Origin of the sequence: Flaviramulus basaltis (assembly GCF_900114265.1) — a bacterium.
In the GTDB taxonomy this organism is placed as follows: domain Bacteria; phylum Bacteroidota; class Bacteroidia; order Flavobacteriales; family Flavobacteriaceae; genus Flaviramulus; species Flaviramulus basaltis.
In genome coordinates this window covers 90,576-115,224 of record NZ_FPKV01000002.1, presented here as the reverse complement: position 1 = coordinate 115,224, position 24,649 = coordinate 90,576, and the positions used below count along the sequence as shown (strand labels likewise).

Below are 24,649 nucleotides of genomic sequence, written 5' to 3'. Positions count from 1 at the left end.
TTTTGTAAAAGGTTCAACTTCTATTTTAGCTACTACAACAAATATTACAACCCTTTGGGGTTGCTAATAACATATTCTTCAGGCTATATTTGTAATTTAAAAAATTACAACAATTCAAGTATTATTTTTAATTATCAATTCATTAAAAAATGAAGGTTTTAAAATTTGGAGGAACTTCTGTTGGTTCTTCAAAAAACATAAATAACGTTATTAAGATTTTAGAAGATTATTCTAAAACTGATTCTGTTGTATGCGTCGTTTCTGCTGTTGGAGGTATAACAGACAAACTCTTATTAGCAGGCAAAGAAGCTCAAAATAAAAATAAAAATTATTCAGACTCTTTCAATATCATAAAAGATATTCATTTTAATATTATAAATGAATTGAACTTAGGTGAAAGCTCAAATATTATAGCGTTTGCAGACGAAAAATTAAATGAGCTTAAGAGTTTACTAGATGGTATTTATTTAATAAATGAATTATCACCAAAAACATCTGATAAATTAGTGAGTTTTGGAGAAATTTTGTCATCATACATTATTGCAGAAACCATGAAAATTCGTGGTTTATCTGCAGAGTGTAAAAACTCTCAAGAACTAATTATTACTAATTCAAACTTTACAAAAGCTGAAGTAAATTATAGTATTAGTAATAAAAATATTCAAGACTATTTTAAATCGGCTTCTCAAAAAACAACAATTCTTCCTGGTTTTGTTTCAAAATCTAATATTGGAGAACAAACCACTTTGGGTCGTGGAGGGTCAGATTTTACTGCGGCTATTGTTGCTGCTGCTTTAAACGTGACACAGCTAGAAATTTGGACAGACGTAAGTGGTATGTTTACAACAAATCCGAAATTAGTAAAACAAGCCTATCCTATTGATAAAATATCATATCAAGAGGCTATGGAATTATCACATTTTGGAGCAAAAGTATTGTATCCACCAACGGTTCAACCTGTTTTAGATTTAAATATTCCTATTCATATAAAAAACACTTTAGAGCCAGAAGCAGTTGGAACAATAATTTCTAATGATGAAACAAATTCTACTTCACCCGTAAAAGGAATTAGTAACATATCCAATATCGCGCTTTTAACTTTACAAGGTAGTGGTATGATTGGTATTCCTGGGTTTTCTAAGCGTTTGTTTGAAACGTTATCACAAGAAAAAATTAATGTGATATTAATTACTCAAGCATCGTCTGAACATTCTATTTGTTTAGGTATTGATGAAAATGATGCTGAAAGAGCAAAAACAGCTGTTGACACTACATTTGAAAACGAGATTGCTTTACATAAAATAGATCCAATTATTGTTGAAACCGAACTTTCCATTATTGCTTTAGTTGGCGATAACATGAAAAATCATCAAGGTATTAGTGGTAAAATGTTTAGCACCTTAGGTAAAAATAATATTAATATAAGAGCGATTGCTCAAGGTGCTTCAGAAAAGAATATCTCAGCGGTAATTGCAGAAAAAGATGTAAAAAAAGCATTAAACACACTACATGAACAGTTTTTTGAATCTAAAACTAAACAACTAAATGTATTTATTACAGGTGTTGGAAATGTTGGAGAAAAATTAGTTGAGCAAATAAAACAGCAACGTAAATATTTAAAAGAAAATTTAAAAATAAGTTTACGTGTTGCTGGATTATCTAACTCTAGAAAAATGATTTTTAATGAAGATGGGATCAATTTAAGTAACTGGAAAGAGCAACTACAAGATGGTGAACACGCTACGCTTGACGGCTTTTTCGATAGAACTAAATCATTAAACTTGCGCAATAGCATTTTTGTTGATGTTACAGCAAATAAAGATGTTGCTAATTTATATGCAGATTATTTAAGACAAAGTATTGGAGTTGTTGCTTGTAATAAAATTGCGTGTTCTAGCACTTTTGAAAATTATAAATTACTTAAAAGACTTTCACTAAAATACAATGCCCCTTATTTATTCGAAACCAATGTGGGAGCAGGATTGCCAATAATTGACACATTAAACAATTTAATTGCATCTGGAGATAAAGTAACATCTATACAGGCTGTTTTATCAGGTAGTTTAAATTTTGTTTTCAACAATTTTAATGATACTACAAAATTTTATGATGTTGTAAAACAAGCTGCTGCTGAAGGCTACACAGAACCTGACCCAAGAATTGATTTAAGTGGTGTAGATGTCGCTAGAAAAATCCTAATTTTAGCTAGAGAAAGTGGTGTTGAAATGAATCTAGAAGATATTCAAAACACACCTTTCCTATCTGAATCTGGTATAAAAAGCGATACTGTTGATGATTTTTACCAAACATTAATTTCAGATGAAGCACATTACCAAAGTTTGTATACTTCAGCGAAAGCAAAGGATTGTCAATTAAAATATGTGGCAAAATTTGATAATGGAAAAGCGAGTGTTGGATTAGAGGAAATTCCAGAAGGTCATCCATTTTATAATTTAGAAGGAAAAGATAATATTGTTATGTTTTACACGCAACGTTACCCAGAACAACCTATGATTATTAAAGGTGCTGGTGCTGGAGCAGATGTTACTGCTTCTGGCTTATTTGCAGACATTATTAGAATTGGAAATGATTAAGGTATGAACGAAATAAGAATATTTTCTCCAGCAACTGTAGCCAACGTATCCTGTGGTTTTGATGTTTTAGGCTTTTGTTTAGACAGTGTTGGTGATGAAATGGTGATTAGGAAAACCGATAAAAAAGGGATTTACATTACTAAAATAGAAGGTTTCGATTTACCATACGAAGCAGAACTTAACGTCGCTGGTGTTTCTGCTTTAGCTATGTACGAGGCTGCAAAACCAGATTGTGGTTTTGAAATAGAAATTTATAAAAACATAAAACCTGGTAGTGGTATTGGAAGTAGTGCTGCAAGTGCTGTTGGTAGTGTTTTTGGTATGAACGAGCTTCTTGGAAGACCATATAATAAAATACAATTAACTGAATTTGCTATTAAAGGTGAAGCTGTGGCAAGTAAATGCGAACATGCCGATAACCTAGCTCCTGCCCTTTTTGGTGGCTTTACTTTGGTTAAAAGCATTTCGCCTGTAGAAATTTTACAAATCCCAACACCAGAGAATTTGTATGCAACAATTATTCATCCTCAAATTGAAATAAAAACATCTGAATCTCGGGCGATTTTACCTAAAGAAGTCCCTTTGCAAAATGCTATTACACAATGGGCAAATGTTGGAAGTTTAATACATAGCTTGCACACTAGTGATTATGAATTATTAAAAAGTTCATTACACGATGTTATTGTAGAACCATATAGAAGTCAATTGATTCCTCATTTTAATGAAGTAAAAAAAGCAGCATTACAAAATGGCGCTTTAGGTACAGGAATTTCTGGATCTGGACCTTCAATATTCTCTTTATGTAAAGGGTTAGAAAGTGCTATAAATGTGAAAGATGCGATTGAAAAAATATACTCTAAAACTGGAATTGAGTTCGACATACATGTGTCAAAAATTAATACTGAAGGAGTCAAAATATTATAATATAAAATGAACTATTACTCATTAAACCATAAAGCACCAAACACATCATTTAAAGATGCTGTTATAAAAGGATTAGCGCCAGATAAAGGATTATATTTTCCAGAAAGCATAACCCCTTTATCAAAAGATTTTTTTGATAATATTGATGATTTAACCTATTCAGAAATAGCTTTTGAAGCGATAAAACAATTTGTTTCTCCAGAAATTCCTGAAGATGTTTTAAAAACTATTGTAAAGGAAACCTTATCATTTGAATTTCCTGTTGTAAAACTTAACGATAACATTTCTACTTTAGAGTTATTTCACGGTCCAACTATGGCATTTAAAGATGTTGGCGCACGTTTTATGGCACGTTGTTTAGGGTATTTCAATCAAAATAATAGTGAAGAGATAACTGTTTTAGTTGCAACGTCTGGAGATACTGGCGGTGCTGTAGCCAATGGATTTCTTGGTGTTAAAGGAGTTAACGTCGTTATACTCTACCCTAGCGGAAAAGTGAGCGATATCCAAGAAATGCAACTAACTAGTTTAGGTCAAAACATAAAAGCTTTAGAAGTTAATGGCACGTTCGACGATTGTCAAGCTATGGTTAAAACTGCTTTTCTTGATGATGAATTGACAAGTAAAATGCAATTAACATCAGCAAACTCTATTAATGTAGCACGTTGGTTACCGCAATTGTTCTATTTTATGTTTGCTTACAAGCAATTGCATAATAAATATGAAAACATAGTGTTTTCTGTACCAAGTGGGAACTTCGGTAATGTTTGCGCAGGTATGATGGCACAACAATTAGGTTTGCCAATTCATCATTTTATAGCATCAAACAACGCAAATAATGTGGTTACACGATATTTAACATCTCAAACTTACGAGCCAAAACCATCAGTTCAAACCATTTCTAACGCTATGGATGTTGGTGCACCAAGTAATTTTATTCGTATTCAAGAAATTTACAAAAATAAATTTGACACTTTAAAAGATAATTTATCTTCCTATAGCTATTCTGATGATGAAACCAAAGAAGCTATGTTAGAAATCTATAACAATTACAATTATGTTGCAGATCCTCATGGAGCTGTTGGTTATTTAGGTTGCAAAGAATTTTTAGTAAAAAATCCTGATTCACATTGTGTGTTTTTAGAAACAGCCCATCCTACTAAATTTTTATATGTAGTTGAAGATGTTATTAAGGAAAAACAACCATTACCAAAGCAAATACAAGCTGTAATGGGTAAAGAAAAAGAATCGATTGTAATTTCTACTTACGAGGATTTAAAAAGTTTTCTATTAAATTAAAGAACAGCCAATAATTAGTTACTTTTAGAAGTAAAAAAATAAAAATCATGATATTAAAAACTATTCATAATTATAAATTACTTTTCTTACTTGCCTTTTTGCCTTTATTTTTGCATTGCAATAATTCTGACGAAATAAAAGACACACCTGTTGATGAGGAAATTGTAGATGAAACTGAAATAGATAATGTACCTGAAACGTTTGCAAATACAGTTGAAGAACATGGACAATTAAGTATTTCTGGCAATAAAATAGTTGATAAAAACGGAGAACCTTTACAATTAAGAGGAATGTCTTTCTTTTGGAGTCAATGGATTGGTAAATATTACACTAAAGAAACTGTTAAGTGGCTAAAGGAAGACTGGAATTGCAATATTGTTAGAGCAGCAATGGCAGTAGACCATGATGGTTATTTAGCTAATCCGGAAGTTGAAAAAACAAAAATAAAAACCATTATCGATGCTGCTATTGAAGAAGGTATTTATGTGCTAATTGATTGGCACGATCATGAAGCTGAAAAACACCTAGAAGAAGCCAAAACATTCTTTTCTGATATAGCCGAAACTTATGGGAATGTCCCAAATATTATTTATGAAACTTATAATGAACCATTAAATGTGTCGTGGAAAGATGTTTTAAAACCTTATCATGAAGCTGTTATTGCAGAAATTCGTAAGCATGACCCAGATAATATAATAGTTTGTGGCACAAGAAATTGGTCTCAAAATGTTGATGATGTTATTGGTAATAAAATTAACGATGCAAATATTGCTTATACATTACATTATTATGCAGCAACTCATAAACAAGAACTCAGAGATATTGCAATTCAAGCTTTAAATAATGATATTACTCTTTTTGTTACAGAATTTGGTACCACCCAAGCTTCAGGTGATGTTGAAATTAATGAAGCTGAATCTAAATTATGGTGGGATTTCTTAGATGAACACAACATATCTTGGTGCAACTGGTCTATTGCCGATAAAGAAGAATTAGCAGCCGCTTTAAAACCAGGCGCAAGTGCTACTGGCGGATGGCAAGAGTCTGAAATAACTACATCTGGTAAGCTAGTAAGAAACGAATTAAAAGCTAAAAACAAAAGCTATTAAAAATAAGATTATAAATCTATGACTTCAACAGATTGGATTGGTTTCTTGGGTGTTTTTCAAATACTTCTAGCCTATGTTTTAAATGTTAGTGGCAAAGTTTCAAATAAGCATTTAGTTTTTATTTTGCTAAACCTTATTGGAGCTTCAATGGCTTGTTTGGCATCAATATTTTTAAACTATTGGCCTTTTATTGTTTTAGAAAGTGTTTGGGCCCTAGTGTCATTATTTGCGCTTATAAAGTATAAGAAATAAATTCTATTTCTTTTTATAATAAACTACTTCGGCATTTTTTTAGATAATTGTTGTTTGTTTTATAAGTAATTCATCAAAATGCATCTCTATTTAGATAAATTCATTGAATGACGAAATATAAAAAAACACCTTCTTAGAATATTATATACTTATTGATAATATTCTCGACAAAACATTGTGAGTTATCCATACAATTTGTCAAAATTTAAAGCAGATAAAAATCATACAATAAATATAAATTTCGGATAAATTGAACTTAATTTAAGAATAAGTACATTTAATGAACCATATATTGATTTTATATGAGAGCAAGTATGCTAATAAACTTAATAGTAGCCTTTATTTATATGCATATTTAAAAGTTATATGATGAAATGCGTAACTATTATCATGCATAAATATTAGAAGTAATCTTCTAGAGTAAAAAAATATTTATTTGAAATGAAAATTTTAATATTTGGAGCATCGGGTTCCGGAACAACAACATTAGGAAAAGAAGTTGGAAAAATGACAGATTTCATTCATTTGGATGTTGATAACTATTATTGGAAACAAACTGATCCTCCTTTTCAAGAAAAAATATCATTTGTAGAAAGAAATAAAAACTTAAAAACTGATTTTGAAAAGTTCAAAAATATTATAGTTACCGGTTCTTTGGTAAGTTGGGGGAAAGAATGGGAAACAGTATTCGATTTAGCTGTATTTATTCGTTTAAACAATAATAAAAGAATAAAACGTCTTAAAAAACGAGAAATTGAACGTTACGGTGATAAACTATTAACAGACAAAAAAATAATGCATGACTCAAATGCTTTTTTAGAATGGGCCAACCAATATGAAAACCCAAACTTTGATGGCAGGTCTCTAAATATACATAACAATTGGATTGAATTACTCAATTGTAAGGTTTTGAAAATAGATGGAGAAATGGAATTGAAAAATAAAACAGACAAAGTAATAGCAGAAATTAAAGCTATTAATATTAATAGCTATAATTAATTACTTAAAACCTTTTAGAAAAATCCTCAAGTTTTTTATTTACTTCATTCCTTTTTGCTAATTTAGTTATTAAACATAAAATATCCTTAAAACCAACCAATTAAACCAAAACATGACAACCAAACTAAATATTAAACCAACAGTGCTATTTCTTTTATTATCTATTTTTTTTGTGGTCACATCTTCTGCTCAAAACATTCCTTTAGTTTATAATTTAGAGAATACAGGTATAAATTGCTCTGAACCTATTTTATCAAATATTGAGGAACTTCCTATAATTAATCCTTTAACAGATCCGTTTGAGTGGTCTAATAAAAGTGGTCGCTCAACTAAATTTGAAGATTGGAAATGCAGACGATTAGAAATTAAAGCAGAAATTGAGTATTATGAAATTGGTGAAAAACCAAATCGACCTGAAAACATTACTGCTAGTTTTTCAAATGACACACTTACCGTAAATGTAACCGTAAATGGAAATACACTTACACTAACATCTCATATTCTTCTTCCTAATGGAAACGGTCCTTTTCCTGCTGTTATAGGTGTTGGTCGTGGTTCGGGAAGTTTACCAGAAGATATTTTCTCTAGTCGAAATATAGCACAAATTACCTTTAACTTTACTCAGGTAATGTCTCACACGCAAACACGAGGCAACGAGCCTATTAACAAACTTTACCCAGAACTTGAATATTTTGGAGCTTATAGTGCTTGGTCCTGGGGTGTTAGCAGAATAATAGATGGTTTAGAACTCGTTTCTAATGATTTGAATATAGACCTAAAACATATAGCTGTAACCGGTTGTTCGTTTGCTGGAAAAATGGCACTTTTTGCTGGTGCTTTTGATGAACGTATTGCGCTTACAATAGCTCAAGAATCTGGTGGCGGTGGTGCTGCTTCATGGCGTGTCTCAGAAACTTTAGGTAATGTCGAAACATTAGGTCGAACAAGTCATGCTTGGTTTATTGAAGATTTATTTAAATTCTCCAATTCTGTTCCAAAATTACCATTCGACCATCATGAACTCATGGCAATGGTAGCACCACGTGCATTGTTAATTCTAGGAAACCCAGATTATGAATGGTTAGCTGATGAATCTGGTTATGTATCATCAAGAGCAGCACATGAAGTTTGGAAAACTTTTGGTATTGGAGATAGATTTGGGTTTTCAATAGTTGCAGGACATAATCACTGCGCTTTACCAGACAGTCAAAAACCAGAAGTAGAAGCTTTTGTAGCAAAGTTTCTACTTGGCAATAAAGATGTAAATACAAATGTTCAAATACACCCGTTTGAAGATGTAGATTATGCACAATGGTATAATTGGTGGGGAACTGGGAACCCTATTTTCATAAAACAAAATTAAAAGCAGAGAACATTAATTAATTATAATTCACAGAATTGCAGGTAATTGTATTTATGAAAAAATCTATTAACTGCTTTTAACTATTAACACAATTACAAAAAGAAAAACATATCGATTTATTAAATAAAAATAAGCTGGATATAACATGCAAGTTTTAGCCTAAACAAACCTTTTTACTCGTTTTCTAGCTTCAACTTAAAAAAAACAAATACATTAATTAAAACCTAAAATTTAACTCTACAATCAACAAAAAGTTTAACAAACCTTTTAAACTTTCAGTAAAAGCATTTTCTATAAAATTTCAATACATTTGCTATTCAAATTTTGAATATTTAGTACATGAAAAATACTGCTTTAACAACAACTCACAAAGCTCTTGGAGCAAAAATAGTCCCTTTTGCAGGCTACAATATGCCTGTACAATATGAAGGTGTAAATATCGAGCACGAAACTGTTAGAAAAGCTGTTGGTATGTTTGATGTATCTCACATGGGTGAATTTTTAATTGAAGGAGAACATGCTTTAGAGTTAATACAAAAAATATCAAGTAATGATGCTTCAAAATTAACCATTGGGAAAGCACAATATAGTTGCTTACCTAATGATGATGGTGGTATTGTAGACGATTTAATTATTTATAAATTAAAAGAAGAACAATATTTATTAGTTGTTAATGCTGGTAACATAGAAAAAGATTGGAATTGGATAACATCTAAAAATGATGTTGGTGCAAACATGCGTGATTTAAGTGAAGATTATTCACTACTTGCCATTCAAGGTCCTAAAGCCATTGAAGCGATGCAAAGTTTAACAAGTCATGATTTATCAGAAATTAAATTCTACAATTTTGTTGTTGGCGATTTTGCGGGTATAGATTATGTGATCATTTCTGCAACTGGATATACTGGTAGTGGTGGTTTTGAAATTTATTGTAAAAACAGCGAAGTCAAACAAATTTGGGACAAGGTTTTAGAAGCTGGTGCAGATTTTGGTATTAAACCTATTGGTTTAGCAGCTCGCGATACATTACGTTTAGAAATGGGATATTGCCTTTACGGAAACGATATTGATGACACCACCTCGCCTATTGAAGCTGGTTTAGGTTGGATAACAAAATTTACTAAAGATTTCACGAATTCTGAAGCTTTAAAAGCTGAAAAAGAACATGGTTCTCAACGTAAACTTATTGCTTTTGAATTAGACGAACGTGGTATTCCGCGTCATGGTTATGATATTGTTGATGGTAACGGAAAAACAATTGGTGTAGTTACATCGGGTACTATGTCTCCTAGCTTAGGAAAAGGGATCGGTTTAGGTTATGTTCCTACTGTTTTTGCAGAAGTAAATAGTAAAATCAATATTCAAATACGTAAAAATGCAGTTCCTGCTACGGTAATAAAATTACCTTTTTATAAATAATTATATGCATAATTTTCAAGCTGTACTAGAAACTATTTATCACGATGCGATAAATGCTGATGATAAAGGTAAAGTAGCTACTTACATTCCGGAATTGGCCCATATTGATAAAGGTAATTTAGGAATTCATTTAAGAACATCCGATGGGAAAGAATACGGTGTTGGCGATTATAATAAACCATTTTCTATTCAAAGTATTTCAAAAGTTTTAGCACTCTCAAAAGCGATGTCACTTATAGGTGAAGATATCTGGGAACGCATTGATGTTGAACCTAGCGGAAACCCATTTAATTTTCTATCGTTATTAGAAATTGAAAACGGTATTCCTAGAAATCCATTAATTAACTCTGGAGCAATTGTAATTGCAGATGTGCTTATTTCAAATTTAAAAAATCCTAAAGAAGATTTCTTAAACTACGTTAGAGAGCTTACAGGTGATAATACTATAAACTTTAACAAAGCCGTAGCACATTCAGAAAAAGTAACCGGTTTTAAAAATTATGCAGCAGCTAATCTTTTAAAATCCTTCAAAAATTTAAATAACCCAGTAGAAGATGTTTTAGATTTTTACTTTCATCAATGCTCAATAGAAATGACTTGTAGCCAACTTTCTAAAGCTTTTTACTTATTTGCTAATAAAGGAAAATGTTTAAAAAACAAATTACATATTACAGAACAGCAAGTTAAACGTATTAATGCATTAATGTTAACTTGTGGCTTTTATGATGAAGCTGGAGAATTTGCATTTGAAGTTGGTTTACCAGGAAAAAGTGGTGTTGGCGGTGGTATTGTAGCGCTTTTACCAGAAAAATTTGTGATTTCTACATGGTCGCCAGGTTTAAATATAAAAGGGAATTCTAAATTAGGCATGCTGGCATTAGAACAGTTTACAACAAAAACAAAACTTTCTATTTTTTAGTGTCTTTAGTTTAAAAAATAATTTATGATTAAGCGAGAAGACAAACATAGCATATTAATTTTAGGAGCCAGTGGTTTTCTAGGCAGTGCTATTTATAAAGAACTCTGCTCCTATTTTAGAACATTTGGAACCTATAATATTAGTAATAAAGCTCTAGAAAAAAATAAACACTTTTTTCAGTTTAACTTTGAAGAAGATGATGTTTTTGAAATTCTAGATATTGTAAAACCAACTATTATAATTTCGACACTTCGTGGAGATTTTTCAAAACAAGTACTCCTTCATCAACATCTAGCAGAATATTTACTATCAAATAAAACAAAGCTTATTTTTCTTTCATCTGCCAATGTTTTTGATGCTTATAGCAAATACCCAAGTTACGAGCAAGACAAAACATACAGTAATAGTGTTTATGGACATTTCAAAATAAAAATAGAAAATATGCTATTGCGCTTGCCTAAAAAACAAGTGGCTATTTTAAGACTTCCTATGGTTTTTGGAACACAATCTCCTCGAATTTTAGAAATTCTTCAAAATGTAAAAGAAAAAACGCCTACCGAAGTTTTTCCTAATTTAATAATGAATGTGACTACAGATAGTAAAGTAACACAGCAAATTCATTACATTATTAATCGAAATAAATCAGGTATATTTCATTTAGGAAGTAGTGATTTGGTGCATCATGACGATTTTGTTAAAGAAATAATCAAAGCTCTAAATTTAGAAGATAAGGTTCTATTAAAACAAGTTTACACAACAAACGATGATAGATACTTAGCAGTTTTGCCAAAATATAATCTACTACCAAAGAATTTAAATTTAGTAAGCGAAGAAATTTTAAATGAGTTAAAAATATAATTGCCGTTAATACTTGAAATTGTTAAATTAGTAAAAATTACATCCTATAAAACCACATATTATGAGTAAATTATCTGAACAAGACATAGAAGCAAAATTACTTCACTTTCCTGATTGGGAATATTATGACAACGCTATACACGCAGAATTTGAATTTGAAAATTTTAAAGACTGTTTTAGTGCTATGAGTAGAATCGCTTTTGAGTGTGAAGCCTTAAACCATCATCCAGATTGGTCTAATGTTTACAATATACTAACTATCTCTTTATCTACGCATGATGCCAATGGCGTTACAAACAAAGATTTTAAACTTGCAGAAGCTATAGAAACTATTGTAGAACCAGATGAGGAATAATTTGTTTTTCACTGCTAGGTTTTTAACTTTGCGCAAATAATAAATTTTAGTTTAATTTAATAAAATTCCTGTTTTTTCAGGAAAACATATATTATTATGGGAAGAGCTTTTGAGTTTAGAAAAGCAAGGAAAATGAAACGTTGGTCTGCAATGAGTAAAGCCTTTACTAGAATTGGTAAAGACATTGTTATGGCTGTTAAAGAAGGTGGTCCAGACCCAGACAGTAATTCACGTTTAAGAGCGGTTATACAAAATGCCAAGGCAGTAAACATGCCTAAAGACAATGTTGAGCGTGCTATAAAGAAAGCAAGTGAAAAAGGTCAAGGTGATTATAAAGAAGTGATTTTTGAAGGTTACGCACCTCATGGAATTGCTGTTTTAGTTGAAACTGCAACCGATAATAATACAAGAACTGTAGCCAATGTGCGTAGTTATTTTAATAAATGCGATGGCAGTTTAGGTACTTCCGGTTCTGTCGTTTTTATGTTTGATCATACTTGTAATTTTAGAATTAATGCAGAAGGTTTAGATCCTGAAGAATTAGAATTAGAATTTATAGATTTTGGTGCTGAAGAAGTTTTTGCCGATGATGATGGTATATTAATTTACGCCCCTTTTGAAAGTTTTGGAGCTATTCAAGCAGAATTAGAATCTAGAGAAATTGAAATATTATCTTCTGGTTTTGAACGTATTCCACAAGTTACTAAGCAACTTACTGCTGAAGAAGCAGAAGATGTAGAAAAACTTTTAGAAAAACTTGAAGAAGATGATGATGTACAAAATGTATATCATACTATGGAAGAGAGTGAAGATTAATAAATCAGCAACATTAAAACATAAAAAAAAGCTATCAAAAAATTGATAGCTTTTTTTTATACTTTTCTGTTTGGGGCAAAAAAGGCGATTAATTCGATTAATATTTAGATAAAAATACTGATGATGCTGAGGCTAAGTCATTATTAACAACTGGTGCGATATTACCACCACTACCAATGTTGTTAAAGGCTAATATTCTCCCTCCGCCATTACCGGCTTCAGCAATAAATACAGTTTTTGTAGCACTATCATAAGCAACATCTACAGGGTTTCCTAAAAGTGTAGAACTTCCTGCAACCCGTGTTTGTTGAGATAAAGCTAAAGTTCCACCATTTGCAGTATTGTTAAATTTTGATGTAAAGCCTTCAATAATATGAAAACCGCCATCATCTTGTCCATTCATTGCAGAAGCAATATCTGTTAAAACCATAGTGTCAGACATGGCATCGTAGGTTAAGCCATGAGTTCTAACAATGCCTTCAACAACTATAGTCTTAGACGCAGATAACGTAGCGTCTGCCATATTAGATAAAAAGTTTGTGTAAACTGCTAATTGATTAGTTGTATCTACAATCGCATATAAATCTTCTCCATCAAAAGTAATTCCCCATAATTTAAAATCTGTTGTAATTACATTTCTTAAAGTAAAACTGTTTCCACTTTTAGAGTAAATAAATAATCTTCCATCTGGTGTATTGGTATCTCCATCGGGATCAGAGTTATCTACTACTACATAAAAATTACCATTTACAGCTAATTCTCGTGGGCTAGTCATATCTGTACTTCCAGAAACTCCAACAGAAATTGAAGAACCTGCCATACTTAATGCTACATTAGAGTAACCTTCTAAACTAAAATTAGATCTAGAGGCTTGTACAACAACATCATTATTTTTATCATAATAAATACCATCTGCAGCAGTAGATGGTGTTATTAAAGTTTTAGAAGTCACATTACTTATACTGCTAACATTATAAGTTGTTACGTTTCCATCAGAATTATTTGATGCAAACAAGTAAGTTGATAAAGATGCATCCATACCAGTACTATCATCATCACTACATGATGTGAAAGCTAGGTTAATTAGTGCTAATAGGGCTAAACTTTTAATTAGGTTTAATCGTTTCATTTTGTCAAATTTTTAAGGTTCAATCATACCTACGTAATTTTTTAAAAGAGGGTTTTAAAAAATTAAAAAAATATTAGCTGTTTTTTATATTTAGAAATTATAATTTTGAGATAAAACTTAGAGATACATAAATATGGAGAAAACTAACAAAGTAATTAATTGGGGAATTATTGGTTGTGGTGATGTTACTGAGGTAAAAAGTGGACCTCCATATAGTCTAGTTGAAAACTTTAAACTTAAAGCGGTAATGCGACGTGACATAACAAAACTTAAAGACTACGCTTTAAGACATAATGTAGACACTTATTTTACAAATGCTGATGAGTTAATTCAAAGTAAAGATATTGATGCGGTTTACATCGCAACACCACCAGATACTCACAAACATTATGCTTTAAAAGTTGCTGAAGCAGGTAAACCTTGTTGTATTGAAAAACCTATTACACCAACTTATAATGAAGCTTTAGAAATTCATGAAGCTTTCAACAACAAAAATATACCGCTATTTGTTGCATATTACAGACGCTCTTTACCTCGTTTTTTAAAAGTAAAAGAATGGCTTGATAAAAATTATATTGGTGATGTAAGACATATTAATTCTCATTTAAGCAAACCACCAAGTGAAATAGATTTATCAAAAACAGATAATTGGCGAACAGATGCTAACATAGCTCCGGCTGGTTATTTTGATGATTTAGCAAGTCACGGTATCGATTTATTCACTTATCTATTAGGAAATATTAAAGAAGCCTATGGTGTTAATACAAACCAACAAAACCTTTATACAGCAAAAGATGCTGTAACAGGATGTTGGATTCATAAAAAAGGTATTACAGGTTCTGGTACATGGAATTTTGGTTGTAATGAACATCTAGATCAAGTCATCATTTATGGAAGCAAGGGAACCATAGAGTTTTCCGTATTCCATGATAATGCTGTGATTTTAAAAAGTGATTCGAAAAATGAAGAATTATTCATAGAACATCCAAAACACATTCAAATTCATCATGTAGAGAACATGAGAGATTATTTAACAGGAGTTAAAGATTCGCATCCATCTACAGGGTTAACCGCATTGCATACAAGTTGGGTTATGGATAAAATTTTAGGTACTATATAAAGTTGAAAATCAATATATATATATATATATCAAAGCTATTTATTCTTAACAAAAATCAATTTAAAACGTCCATTAGTTTGGTCTCTTTGTTCCATTTCAAATTGAGGCAACGATTTAAAAAGTGGTGTTAGCTTTTGAAACCCGAAATTACGAGAATCAAAATTGGGTTGTTTTTTAAGTATTAGTGAACCAACATCTCCTAAAAAAGCCCAACCGTCATCGTCTGCTGAATCATCCACAGAATTCTGAAGAAGTTTAATTACTTTAGGTGTAATATTATATAAATTTTCTTTTTTAGCTTTTCTACCCTTATCATCTTTTTCATGCTCATCATCAGAAGCAAGAATTTCTAAATAAATAAACTTATCGCAGGCTACAATAAACGGATTTGGTGTTTTCTTCTCTCCCATTCCATAAACTACCATGGCAGCTTCACGCAACCGTGTAGCAAGTTTTGTAAAATCACTATCTGATGATACTAAACAAAATCCGTTCACTTTTTCAGAATATAAAATATCCATCGCATCAATTATCATTGCAGAATCTGTTGCGTTTTTTCCAGTAGTATAGCCGTACTGTTGTATTGGTGTTATAGCATTTTCAAGCAAAACATTTTTCCATTTAGATAAATGGGGTTTTGTCCAATCTCCATAAATTCTTTTAATTGTTGGTGTTCCGTATTTGGTTATTTCTTCCATCATTTCAGAAATATACTTTGATGGGATATTATCTCCATCTATTAATACGGCAATTTTAGTGTCTTTTATCATAATTGATAAAGATAAAGAAATATATAAAGCCGAGGTTTAATAGTACATCAATTAAATATTTTAACTTTTATTTAGATATTTTAACTTTAGTTTATCATTATTTTTACTCTGACTAATTCAAATAACAAGGTGAATTCCTTATAATCGTATGTTCTTATTATGAAAATTCAAAAAACTACAATCAAAATTGCATCCTTAATGTTTGCAGCAATTTTCTTCTTAGCTTCTTATAATACTGAAGCTCAAAATAAAAAGAAGAAGAAAAAGAAAGATGAAACAGAAACCCCTGTTAAACCTGAGGAAAAAACAAAAGAAAAAACTATTGAAGAACTTGTTAAATCGAGTAAAGAAATAGATGGTCTATTTAAAATTTATCAAGATACTATTACGGGTACTTTACAAATGGTTGTTTCTGAAAACCAAATAGGTAAAGAGTATATTCATTTTACTCAAGTTGCTGATGGTGTTTTAGATGCAGGTAGATTTAGAGGTGCTTATGGAGACTCAAAAGTATTTAAAATTGAAAAGTATTTTAATAAAATTGAGTTTATTACGCAAAACTCATCCTTTTATTTCGATCCTGAAAGTCCGCTTTCAAAATCTAAAAGTGCTAATGTTAGTGAAGGAAATATGGCCAGCTTAAAGATAGAAGCTCAGGATAAGGAAAAAGGTTTGTATTTAATTAAAGTGGATGATTTATTTTTAAAAGAGACTTTTTCTCAAATAAAAAATCCGAGTTATCCAGGCCAATCTCCTACAGATTTTAAACTTGGAAATTTGGATAAGGATAAGACTAAAATAAATTCTATCAAAAATTATGAAGAAAATACTGATTTATCTGTGGAATATGTGTATTCCACCCCTTCAGTATTAAATGGAGGTTCTGATGCCGTTTCAGATGGAAGAAATGTAAGTATAAAAGTATTTCATAGCCTTATAGCTATGCCAGACAACGATTATGAAATTAGACTTGACGACCCTCGTGTTGGTTATTTTTTAACACAAGTAGACGACCAAACATCAACAAGTTCTACGCCTTATCGTGATTTAGTACATAGATGGAATTTGAAAAAGAAAAACCCTGAATTAGCACTATCTGAGCCTGTTGAACCTATTACTTGGTGGATAGAAAACTCTACACCTTTAGAATGGAGAGAAACCATAAAAGATGCTGTTTTACAATGGAATGTCGCTTTTGAAAAAGCTGGATTTGAAAATGCTATGGCAGTTAAAATCCAACCTGATAATGCCGATTGGGATGCTGGTGATATTAGATACAATGTGTTAAGATGGACATCTTCTCCACAGCCTCCTTTTGGTGGTTACGGACCTAGTTTTGTAAACCCAAAAACAGGGCAGATTTTAGGAGCAGATATTATGCTTGAATATGTACATTTTACAAACAGAGTGTTATACGATAAAGTTTATGAATTAGCTACTTTAGAAGAGCCTTTTGAAGCTTCAGATTTTAAGAAGAATGATGTGGCATATTGCTCTTTGGGTCACCAAATACACCAAGATGTTATGTTTGCTAGTGCTGTAGCCTCGGCAAGTGGAGCTTCAGACCTAGAAATGGAACGTGTTAAAAGAGAATCTATGATTGCTTTAATTATGCATGAAGTAGGACATACATTAGGTCTTAATCATAACATGAAAGCGAGTCAGTTATATTCTCCAGAACAATTAGCTGATGCTGAATTTATTAAAGGAAAATGTTTAACTGCATCTGTTATGGATTATGCTACTTTAAACATTACAAGAGACAGAAGTAAACAAGGTCAATATGATGATGTTGCTGTTGGTCCTTATGATATTTGGGCAATTCAATTTGGTTACACCCCTTTTAAAACAGGAAAAGAGAAAGATGATTTATTAAATAAGTCCACAAATCCTGAACTTATTTTTGGTAATGATGCAGATGATATGCGTTCTCCTGGAAAAGCTATAGATCCTAGAATAATGACCGGGGATCAATCAAACGATCAAATCACTTATTCAATAGATAGAATTGAACTATCTAATGATTTGATGAAAAACGCTAAAGATAAGTTTACCAAAAGTGGAGAATCTTATCAAGAATTAAGACGTGTTTATTACTTATTAAGTGGTCAAAAAGCAGGTGCCGCTAATGTTATTTCAAGATTTATTGGTGGTGTTTATGTAGATAGAGCTATGGCAGGTCAAGAAGGAGAAACTCAACCGTATACCCCTGTAAGTTTGGAAGATCAAAAAAGAGCAATGAGTGCATTAAGTAAATATGTTTTTGCACCAGATGCTTTTGATGCTCCAAACAATTTATATAATTATTTGGCAATGCAACGTAGAGGTTACAACTTTAGAACTCCAGAAGATCCTAAAATTCACGAGCAAGTATTAACTTATCAAATAAATGTATTACGTCATATTTTACATTATAATACTTTACAACGAATTACAGATTCTGAGTTATATGGTAACAAGTATACTTTATCTTCTTTTATGACTGATTTAAATAATGCTATTTTTAAAACAGATATTTATAGTAATGTAAATTCTTTTAGACAGAATCTTCAATTAGAATATACAAATATGTTAATTGATATGCTTACAGGTAAACAAAGTGATAGATATACTAACAATGCCAAATCAATGGCTTTATATAATTTAAAAAATATAAGAAGTATGGCAGCGTCATCAGGAAACATATCGTCAAAAGCTCATAAACAACATTTAAGAACACTTATTGATAATGCAATAAAAGAGATTAAATAAGAAGCAATACATATCACTCAATAAAAAAAGCTACTTCTTAATGGAGTAGCTTTTGTTTTTTGAGATAGCTGATGTTTCTTTTTAGGAACAAGGAATTGTTTACTTTATGTTTCATGTGCTATACCATACATACGACAATTTTTGTGCCACGGTTTTTATACAATGCAAAAATTATGAATAATCAGGCTTTTTCCCTTTTACACCTTTAAAAAAATCATGCATATAATTAAAATCTGCTTCTACATTATTTGTTGGGTAAAAAGGTTCTGAAATTTTATTTTGCTTGTTTTCAAAATCCAAAGTAAACATAATGATTGGTACTTTAGCTTGCTTAGCAATGTAATAGAATCCTGTTCGCCATTCTTTTACTTTTTTTCTAGTACCTTCAGGCGCTAATGTTATTCTAAACTCATTTCTTTCTTGAAATAACTTAGCTATACTTTCAACTTTATTTTCATTAGATATTCTATTAATTGGAGTACCTCCCAAAGCTCTGAAAAACCAACCTATAGGAAATACAAATAATTCTTTTTTACCAATAAAATTTGTTTTTAAATTAGCAACAGAACGTAATAAAACACCAATATGAAAATCATGCCAGCTTGTGTGGGGAACAGCAATAATAACTGCTTTTTTAACACTGTCTTTTGAGAAATTAGTGTTACCAACAACCTGCCAGCCTAAAACTTTAAAATAAATAATCTTGGCTAGCCACTGCATATTACATTTTTTTGTAAAGATCTTTTAACTTTTGTGGAGTCATTATTTTTTTCCAATTTTTGCCCAAAGCATTTTCCCAAAGAGGTTCTAGACCTAAAGAAATATTTATCATAATATCAAACTCTCTATCACTTAAATCTGAACAAATACCTTGAGGTAATGTTATATTATGTTTCTCTTTCATTCGCTTAAAAAGCTTAACACCTTCTGGATAAAACTCTTCTAAATGATCAAAAACAATACAATTCCCTATACCGTGTTTTGTTCCTAATAAATATGACAAACCATAACTCATAGCATGTGCTACACCTACTTGAGAATAAGCAATACTCATACCTCCATGCCAAGAAGCCATCATAAGTTTTTCTTGAGATTCAAGATCCGAAAGGTTGTCTTCTAAAAATATTTGTTTACACAAATCTAGAGCCATGTTACCATAGCTTTCACTAAATGCGTTAAGATAAGTACCTGTTAGCGATTCTATACAGTGAATATAGCAATCCATACCTGTATAAAACCATTGGGCTTTAGGCACATCTTTTGTTAGTTCAGAATCTAAAATTACCTGATCAAAAGGTGTGTAATCTGAATTAATACCTAATTTTTTTTCTGGTCCAGTAAGTACCGTAGTTCTAGAAACTTCTGCACCCGTACCAGATATAGTTGGTATACCAACATGATATAGTGCTGGGTTTTTTACCAAATCCCAACCTTGATAATCTTTAGCTTCCCCATTATTAGTTAACATAATAGAAACCGCTTTTGCTAAGTCTAATAAGGTTCCTCCTCCTATTCCTATAATTCCAGATGGCCTTTCTTTAGACATTAAAATAATGTCTTCAACAAGTGCATCTACTTGTGAAGTTTTAGGTTCTTCTTTAGAGGATACAAAAATAATTTTATCGTCGTAAGACAATTCTATTCTAGATTTTAGCCAAGAATTGTTTTTAAAAACATCATCGATTAAAAAAATAAACGGAGCATTAATGCCTAAGCGTTTTGGGGCTAAAACTTCATTTAATTGATTAAAACTACCTCTACCAAAAATAACTCTTGGTACCATTGGAAAGTTCTTATAACTCATTTAATTTATTTTCTTTTACAAAAGGTAAAAATACCATTAATTTAAATTCTATTGGTTTAAATACTGCTGAAATTTGTCGGAAAAAAGTCCTAGATGATAACCATCAACCAACGCATGATTAACATTAATAGAAACATTCATTATTAATTCATTGCCTATTTTACTAGCTTTACTAAAAGCTAATTTAGGAACAGAATCTAATTTACCTGAAACAGGTTCTTTATGTCCTGAAAAATTTAACCATGGCATGGCGGAGCAATGAATACAATCTAATCCATTTTTTGGTGGATATAAATCACTAGAATTAATAATGCGCGTTTTTTCGCTCTCAATATTCTTTATAAAAACATTTAAATCTTCATTGTAATCGATAAATGAAAACCCAAATGTATTATTTTTTCTCATGATTGTAGAAGATGCATGTATAACCTCATACTCCACTACATTATTATCTTCAATTCTATATTTTAAATTCTCTATACTGTTTATAACCCTCATAGAGTCGTGTAAATACTTAGCAAAAAAACTAATGTTATTTTCTTTTGAAAAGTTATACGCCTTTGTGACATTAAATGGTATAGTAACAGCAAAATAAGGGTCTACTAAGGTAGAAAAATGCTCATAATGCTGTTTTCTTTTCCAAGTATTTATATCTAAAATTCTCAAATTAACTTAATATTTTTAAAATTTGAATTAATGAGCTTAGTGTTTTATAAGCCTTTCCATTAGTTTCTTTCTCTGTTACTTGCTCGTGTGCCCAGGTTGTATGAAAAGGGACATGAATAGCATGTGCTTTAATATTTACTAATGGTAAAATATCAGATTTTAACGAGTTTCCAATCATTAAAAACTCTGAAGGTTTAATATCTAAATGATTTAATAATTTAGAATAATTAGCTTCTTTTTTATCACTTAAAACTTCTATGTGATGAAAATAATTAGTTAAGCCAGATTTTTCTAATTTACGTTCTTGATCTAATAAATCACCTTTAGTAGCAAGTATTAATTTGTATTTTTTTGATAAAGTTTTTAAAACTTCTTCAACGCCATCAAGCAATTCAACAGGTTTGTTTAACATTTCTTTACCTATATTTAAAATAGACTCAATAGTTTTACTTGATACATTATAATTTGATATTTCTAAAGCAGACTCAACCATTGATAATGTAAAAGCCTTAACGCCATATCCATATAAATCAAGATTACCTATTTCTTTTTTAAAAAGTTCTTGGTCTATTTTGTTTATTGTTTCGTATTCTGATAAAAGTTTACCAAATTCTATCTCGGCATCTCTAAAATAGGTTTCATTTACCCAAAGGGTATCATCGGCATCAAAACCTATTACTTTTATGTTTTTATAATCTACTTCCATAATTTTTTAGCGCGTTCTAAATCTTCAGGAGTATCAATCTCTACACCTTGAACATCGGTTTCTACCATTTTAATGCGTTTACCATATTCTAAATAACGCAATTGTTCTAGCTTCTCAGAGGCTTCTAAGGTTAGCATTGGCAAACGATAAAAATCTAATATAGCTTGTTTTCTAAAAGCATAAACGCCTTTGTGTTTGTAATATTTTACAGCCACACTTTTATCTCTAGGATAAGGAATTGGGCTACGCGAAAAGTATAAAGCAAAGTCGGACTGATCTACAATTACTTTTACTGTATTTGGGTTATTAATTTCTTCTTCATCAGTAATATGTACCATTAATGATGCTAAATCTACTTCCTTTTTAGGATCATTTTTAAAAACCTCTATAAGTTTTACTAACGATTCTTTATCTGTAAAAGGTTCATCTCCTTGAACATTTATAACAACATCAATATCAAGATCTTCAACAGCTTCGGCAATTCTATCACTACCACAATCATGTTCTTTTTTACTCATAATTGCCTTACCACCATTATTTACAATTTCATCATAAATAATAGCACTATCTGTAACCACAAACACATCATCAAATAGTTTTGTAGCTACTGTAGCTTCGTAAGTTCTAACAATTACTGTTTTACCTCTTAAATCTTGCATAAGTTTAGCAGGAAAACGTGATGCACTGTAACGTGCAGGAATCATAGAAATTATTTTCATCTGTTATAAATCAATTCTAATTCAAAAATAAAATAATTATTGATGGTTTTATGTTTTTGGAGACTTAAACTTTTTATACAAGCGAAAAATGATGGCTAATATTATAATAACCAAAACAATAGCTAAAATTGGTAGAAAAATTGAAACAATAGACATCACAAGAGATGTTCCCGTTTCTAAAGTAGAGACTATAGGATTTGCAAACCCGCCTGTTGTAGCTGTAGATGTTAAGCGTGTAGCACTAGATGTTCCTGCTATTGCCGCCGCAGTTCCACCACCAGCTATAATAGCTAAGGACCATGTAATAACGGGACTTAAATCTGCTACAGTAGAAAGCATTATTGCGGTTCCAGCTAATGCTGCTAGAGGAACAGATATCATGTCTAATAGATTATCTATATAAGGTATGAAATAAGCAGCTATTTCTACAATAGTTGCAGCGCCTAGTGTAATTAATGCTGCTGTACTTCCTATCCATTGCCAAGATTCATTAAGTTGCCATACATCAAAATAGGAAGCTAAACTTAAAGCGAATAATGGTAAAAACACCCTAAATCCTACGGATGCTGATAAACCAACACCAAGACAAATACTTATAATGGTTTCAAATGTCATATTTAATAATTTATAAAAAATTATTCCTCAAAAAAATCGTCTTTAAAACCAATAAGATACAATTTTTCTTTAGCTCTTGTTACTGCTGTATAAAGCCAACGTAAATATTCTTTATCTATACCATTTGGTAAATAAGGTTGTTCTACAAAAACAGTTTGCCACTGCCCTCCTTGAGACTTATGACAAGTAATAGCATAAGAAAACTTAACTTGAAGTGCGTTGAAATGCTTGCTTCCTTTTACTTTTAAAAATTTTTTATAGTTACTTGTTTCGCTCTCAAAATCCTTCATAACTTCTTGATATAATCTGTTTGAATCATCATACGTTAATGAAGGAGATTCGGCATCGATAGTATCTAAAAGTAAAACAGTTTCAAAAGGTGTCATTTTTGGATAATCTACCATGCGTACTTTCACTTCCGCGAAGCGAAATCCATAAAGTTCGGTAATACTAAAAATTTCAAGCACTTCAATAATATCACCGTTTGCAATAAAACCAGCTTCAGTTGTAGGTTTAATCCAGAAATAATTATTTTTAACTACCATTAAATAATCGCCAGCAGTTAATTCATTTTCATTAAATAGAATACGGTTTCTAATTTGTTGATTATATAAATTGGCTCGTTTGTTACTTCTTACAATAATAGCGGTTTCTTCCTTTCCTAAATCGCTATAGGAATCATTAATAGCGTCCATAATTTCATATCCATCAACAAGTCTAACAATATCTTTAAAATCTGCTAAATCAAATTTAAAATTATCGTGAATGGAATTTGATAAAGCTTCCCGTAAAACGGTTGCGTTAGCAAGTATACCAGAATCTTGTTCTTGACGAACCACTTCATCTAACTCCATTTTAGTAACCTCCTTATTGTAGTTTAACGCTAAAGTTCTTTCATCTAAAGCCGGACTTAAATCTAACTTAACAGGCGGTAATTGTGCGGTATCTCCAATTAAAAGAAGTTTGCATTGATGTCCAGAATATACATATTGCATTAAATCGTCCAGTAAAGAACCATTTTCGAATAATTTTGATTCTCCAGGAGTATCTGGTATCATGGAAGCTTCATCTACTATAAAAATGGTGTTTTTGTGCTTATTGGGTTGCAAAACAAATTTTACACCACCGTTCTTTTCTTTCTTCGGAAAATATATTTTTTTATGAATTGTAAACGCCTCTTTATTTGAATAATTTGATATTACTTTTGCGGCTCTACCCGTTGGCGCCATTAAAACAGCACTTTTTTTAGCTTTCCATAAATTAGTTACTATAGTACCAACAATTGTTGTTTTACCAGTACCTGCGTATCCTTTAAGTAAATAAAGTGCATTTTCGTCTTTACTAAAAATAAATTCGGATAACTGTTGTAGAACAATATTTTGTTTTAAGGTTGGATTAAACGGAAACTGTTGTTTTATAAGAGAATAGAATTCGGATGCAGTCATTTATTGGGGTTACTTTA

The 24,649-nt window shown here is 31.0% G+C and carries 23 protein-coding genes; 14 read left to right on the top strand and 9 right to left on the bottom strand.

The genetic code is table 11. From position 1 onward, the window contains the following. Positions 1–149 precede the first annotated feature (149 nt). The 12 genes from thrA to BT151_RS07095 all read left to right on the top strand — a co-directional run bounded on the left by thrA (position 150) and on the right by BT151_RS07095 (position 12,907). Positions 150–2,594 carry a bifunctional aspartate kinase/homoserine dehydrogenase I gene (gene thrA / locus BT151_RS07150; RefSeq protein WP_072401125.1) on the top strand — a complete coding sequence of 815 codons (2,445 nt, stop codon included), beginning with the start codon at positions 150–152 and terminating at the stop codon, positions 2,592–2,594. A 3-nt stretch (positions 2,595–2,597) separates the two neighbouring features. Further along, positions 2,598–3,518 (top strand): homoserine kinase, encoded by a 921-nt coding sequence (locus tag BT151_RS07145; RefSeq protein WP_072401124.1) that lies wholly within the window; start codon positions 2,598–2,600, stop codon positions 3,516–3,518. A gap of 6 nt (positions 3,519–3,524) precedes the next feature. Next, a complete protein-coding gene (thrC, locus tag BT151_RS07140; RefSeq protein ID WP_072401123.1) occupies positions 3,525–4,817 on the top strand; it encodes a threonine synthase in 1,293 nt (430 codons plus the stop codon). Positions 4,818–4,864: 47 nt separating this feature from the next. Then, positions 4,865–5,926, top strand: coding sequence for a glycoside hydrolase family 5 protein (locus BT151_RS07135; RefSeq protein ID WP_072401122.1), 1,062 nt, complete (start codon positions 4,865–4,867; stop codon positions 5,924–5,926). Between the two features lie 18 nt (positions 5,927–5,944). Next, positions 5,945–6,178: a CBU_0592 family membrane protein gene (locus tag BT151_RS07130; RefSeq protein WP_072401121.1), complete on the top strand. Its 234-nt coding sequence runs from the start codon at positions 5,945–5,947 to the stop codon at positions 6,176–6,178. 441 nt (positions 6,179–6,619) lie between these two features. Next, the gene (locus BT151_RS07125) at positions 6,620–7,177 is read left to right on the top strand and encodes an AAA family ATPase (RefSeq protein ID WP_072401120.1); all 558 of its coding nucleotides are present in this window, start codon (positions 6,620–6,622) and stop codon (positions 7,175–7,177) included. A 112-nt stretch (positions 7,178–7,289) separates the two neighbouring features. Then, entirely contained in the window at positions 7,290–8,540 is a 1,251-nt protein-coding gene (locus BT151_RS07120) for an alpha/beta hydrolase family protein (RefSeq protein WP_072401119.1), read from the top strand. A 339-nt stretch (positions 8,541–8,879) separates the two neighbouring features. Further along, entirely contained in the window at positions 8,880–9,959 is a 1,080-nt protein-coding gene (gcvT, locus tag BT151_RS07115; RefSeq protein WP_072401118.1) for a glycine cleavage system aminomethyltransferase GcvT, read from the top strand. Positions 9,960–9,963: 4 nt separating this feature from the next. Continuing rightward, positions 9,964–10,878 carry a glutaminase gene (locus tag BT151_RS07110; protein WP_072401117.1) on the top strand — a complete coding sequence of 305 codons (915 nt, stop codon included), beginning with the start codon at positions 9,964–9,966 and terminating at the stop codon, positions 10,876–10,878. Between the two features lie 24 nt (positions 10,879–10,902). Beyond that, positions 10,903–11,736: a sugar nucleotide-binding protein gene (locus BT151_RS07105; protein WP_072401116.1), complete on the top strand. Its 834-nt coding sequence runs from the start codon at positions 10,903–10,905 to the stop codon at positions 11,734–11,736. 61 nt (positions 11,737–11,797) lie between these two features. Beyond that, positions 11,798–12,091: a 4a-hydroxytetrahydrobiopterin dehydratase gene (locus tag BT151_RS07100; RefSeq protein WP_072401115.1), complete on the top strand. Its 294-nt coding sequence runs from the start codon at positions 11,798–11,800 to the stop codon at positions 12,089–12,091. 96 nt (positions 12,092–12,187) lie between these two features. Next, entirely contained in the window at positions 12,188–12,907 is a 720-nt protein-coding gene (locus BT151_RS07095) for a YebC/PmpR family DNA-binding transcriptional regulator (protein ID WP_072401114.1), read from the top strand. 97 nt (positions 12,908–13,004) lie between these two features. Here the strand turns inward: BT151_RS07095 and BT151_RS07090 are convergent, their stop codons facing one another. After that, on the bottom strand, positions 13,005–14,036 hold the full coding sequence (locus BT151_RS07090; RefSeq protein WP_072401113.1) for a hypothetical protein: 1,032 nt from the start codon (positions 14,034–14,036) through the stop codon (positions 13,005–13,007). A 133-nt stretch (positions 14,037–14,169) separates the two neighbouring features. On the opposite strand from BT151_RS07090, the gene BT151_RS07085 reads away from it, so the two are divergent. Then, the gene (locus BT151_RS07085) at positions 14,170–15,156 is read left to right on the top strand and encodes a Gfo/Idh/MocA family protein (RefSeq protein WP_072401112.1); all 987 of its coding nucleotides are present in this window, start codon (positions 14,170–14,172) and stop codon (positions 15,154–15,156) included. Positions 15,157–15,191: 35 nt separating this feature from the next. On the opposite strand, the gene BT151_RS07080 is transcribed toward BT151_RS07085, so the two are convergent. After that, positions 15,192–15,926, bottom strand: coding sequence for an NYN domain-containing protein (locus tag BT151_RS07080; protein ID WP_072401111.1), 735 nt, complete (start codon positions 15,924–15,926; stop codon positions 15,192–15,194). A gap of 159 nt (positions 15,927–16,085) precedes the next feature. Here BT151_RS07080 and BT151_RS07075 point away from each other — a divergent pair, with 159 nt between their 5' ends. Beyond that, entirely contained in the window at positions 16,086–18,677 is a 2,592-nt protein-coding gene (locus tag BT151_RS07075; protein ID WP_084647898.1) for a zinc-dependent metalloprotease, read from the top strand. A gap of 171 nt (positions 18,678–18,848) precedes the next feature. Here the strand turns inward: BT151_RS07075 and BT151_RS07070 are convergent, their stop codons facing one another. From BT151_RS07070 to BT151_RS07040, 7 genes are read right to left on the bottom strand one after another with little or no spacing between them, the layout of a single operon-like run. Further along, positions 18,849–19,397 carry a 1-acyl-sn-glycerol-3-phosphate acyltransferase gene (locus BT151_RS07070; protein ID WP_072401110.1) on the bottom strand — a complete coding sequence of 183 codons (549 nt, stop codon included), beginning with the start codon at positions 19,395–19,397 and terminating at the stop codon, positions 18,849–18,851. Position 19,398: 1 nt separating this feature from the next. After that, positions 19,399–20,481 carry an iron-containing alcohol dehydrogenase family protein gene (locus BT151_RS07065; protein ID WP_072401109.1) on the bottom strand — a complete coding sequence of 361 codons (1,083 nt, stop codon included), beginning with the start codon at positions 20,479–20,481 and terminating at the stop codon, positions 19,399–19,401. A gap of 48 nt (positions 20,482–20,529) precedes the next feature. Beyond that, a complete protein-coding gene (locus BT151_RS07060; RefSeq protein ID WP_072401108.1) occupies positions 20,530–21,147 on the bottom strand; it encodes a CatA-like O-acetyltransferase in 618 nt (205 codons plus the stop codon). Between the two features lies 1 nt (position 21,148). Then, the gene (locus BT151_RS07055; protein ID WP_072401107.1) at positions 21,149–21,853 is read right to left on the bottom strand and encodes an HAD family hydrolase; all 705 of its coding nucleotides are present in this window, start codon (positions 21,851–21,853) and stop codon (positions 21,149–21,151) included. Continuing rightward, on the bottom strand, positions 21,844–22,572 hold the full coding sequence (gene kdsB / locus BT151_RS07050; protein WP_072401106.1) for a 3-deoxy-manno-octulosonate cytidylyltransferase: 729 nt from the start codon (positions 22,570–22,572) through the stop codon (positions 21,844–21,846). The genes BT151_RS07055 and kdsB overlap by 10 nt, the downstream gene beginning before the upstream one ends. A gap of 48 nt (positions 22,573–22,620) precedes the next feature. After that, complete coding sequence (locus BT151_RS07045; protein WP_072401105.1) at positions 22,621–23,187, bottom strand: DUF4126 domain-containing protein; 567 nt, start codon at positions 23,185–23,187, stop codon at positions 22,621–22,623. Between the two features lie 20 nt (positions 23,188–23,207). Beyond that, positions 23,208–24,632, bottom strand: a complete 1,425-nt coding sequence (locus BT151_RS07040; RefSeq protein ID WP_072401104.1) for an ATP-dependent DNA helicase — start codon at positions 24,630–24,632, stop codon at positions 23,208–23,210. Positions 24,633–24,649: the final 17 nt, after the last annotated feature.

Excerpts from the sequence above, each read along its gene's own strand:
- thrA (WP_072401125.1), top strand. The coding sequence starts at position 150 with ATGAAGGTTTTAAAATTTGGAGGAACTTCTGTTGGTTCTTCAAAAAAC.
- BT151_RS07145 (WP_072401124.1), top strand. The coding sequence starts at position 2,598 with ATGAACGAAATAAGAATATTTTCTCCAGCAACTGTAGCCAACGTATCC.
- thrC (WP_072401123.1), top strand. The coding sequence starts at position 3,525 with ATGAACTATTACTCATTAAACCATAAAGCACCAAACACATCATTTAAA.
- BT151_RS07135 (WP_072401122.1), top strand. The coding sequence starts at position 4,865 with ATGATATTAAAAACTATTCATAATTATAAATTACTTTTCTTACTTGCC.
- BT151_RS07130 (WP_072401121.1), top strand. The coding sequence starts at position 5,945 with ATGACTTCAACAGATTGGATTGGTTTCTTGGGTGTTTTTCAAATACTT.
- BT151_RS07125 (WP_072401120.1), top strand. The coding sequence starts at position 6,620 with ATGAAAATTTTAATATTTGGAGCATCGGGTTCCGGAACAACAACATTA.
- BT151_RS07120 (WP_072401119.1), top strand. The coding sequence starts at position 7,290 with ATGACAACCAAACTAAATATTAAACCAACAGTGCTATTTCTTTTATTA.
- gcvT (WP_072401118.1), top strand. The coding sequence starts at position 8,880 with ATGAAAAATACTGCTTTAACAACAACTCACAAAGCTCTTGGAGCAAAA.
- BT151_RS07110 (WP_072401117.1), top strand. The coding sequence starts at position 9,964 with ATGCATAATTTTCAAGCTGTACTAGAAACTATTTATCACGATGCGATA.
- BT151_RS07105 (WP_072401116.1), top strand. The coding sequence starts at position 10,903 with ATGATTAAGCGAGAAGACAAACATAGCATATTAATTTTAGGAGCCAGT.
- BT151_RS07100 (WP_072401115.1), top strand. The coding sequence starts at position 11,798 with ATGAGTAAATTATCTGAACAAGACATAGAAGCAAAATTACTTCACTTT.
- BT151_RS07095 (WP_072401114.1), top strand. The coding sequence starts at position 12,188 with ATGGGAAGAGCTTTTGAGTTTAGAAAAGCAAGGAAAATGAAACGTTGG.
- BT151_RS07090 (WP_072401113.1), bottom strand. The coding sequence starts at position 14,036 with ATGAAACGATTAAACCTAATTAAAAGTTTAGCCCTATTAGCACTAATT.
- BT151_RS07085 (WP_072401112.1), top strand. The coding sequence starts at position 14,170 with ATGGAGAAAACTAACAAAGTAATTAATTGGGGAATTATTGGTTGTGGT.
- BT151_RS07080 (WP_072401111.1), bottom strand. The coding sequence starts at position 15,926 with ATGATAAAAGACACTAAAATTGCCGTATTAATAGATGGAGATAATATC.
- BT151_RS07075 (WP_084647898.1), top strand. The coding sequence starts at position 16,086 with ATGAAAATTCAAAAAACTACAATCAAAATTGCATCCTTAATGTTTGCA.
- BT151_RS07070 (WP_072401110.1), bottom strand. The coding sequence starts at position 19,397 with ATGCAGTGGCTAGCCAAGATTATTTATTTTAAAGTTTTAGGCTGGCAG.
- BT151_RS07065 (WP_072401109.1), bottom strand. The coding sequence starts at position 20,481 with ATGAGTTATAAGAACTTTCCAATGGTACCAAGAGTTATTTTTGGTAGA.
- BT151_RS07055 (WP_072401107.1), bottom strand. The coding sequence starts at position 21,853 with ATGGAAGTAGATTATAAAAACATAAAAGTAATAGGTTTTGATGCCGAT.
- kdsB (WP_072401106.1), bottom strand. The coding sequence starts at position 22,572 with ATGAAAATAATTTCTATGATTCCTGCACGTTACAGTGCATCACGTTTT.
- BT151_RS07045 (WP_072401105.1), bottom strand. The coding sequence starts at position 23,187 with ATGACATTTGAAACCATTATAAGTATTTGTCTTGGTGTTGGTTTATCA.
- BT151_RS07040 (WP_072401104.1), bottom strand. The coding sequence starts at position 24,632 with ATGACTGCATCCGAATTCTATTCTCTTATAAAACAACAGTTTCCGTTT.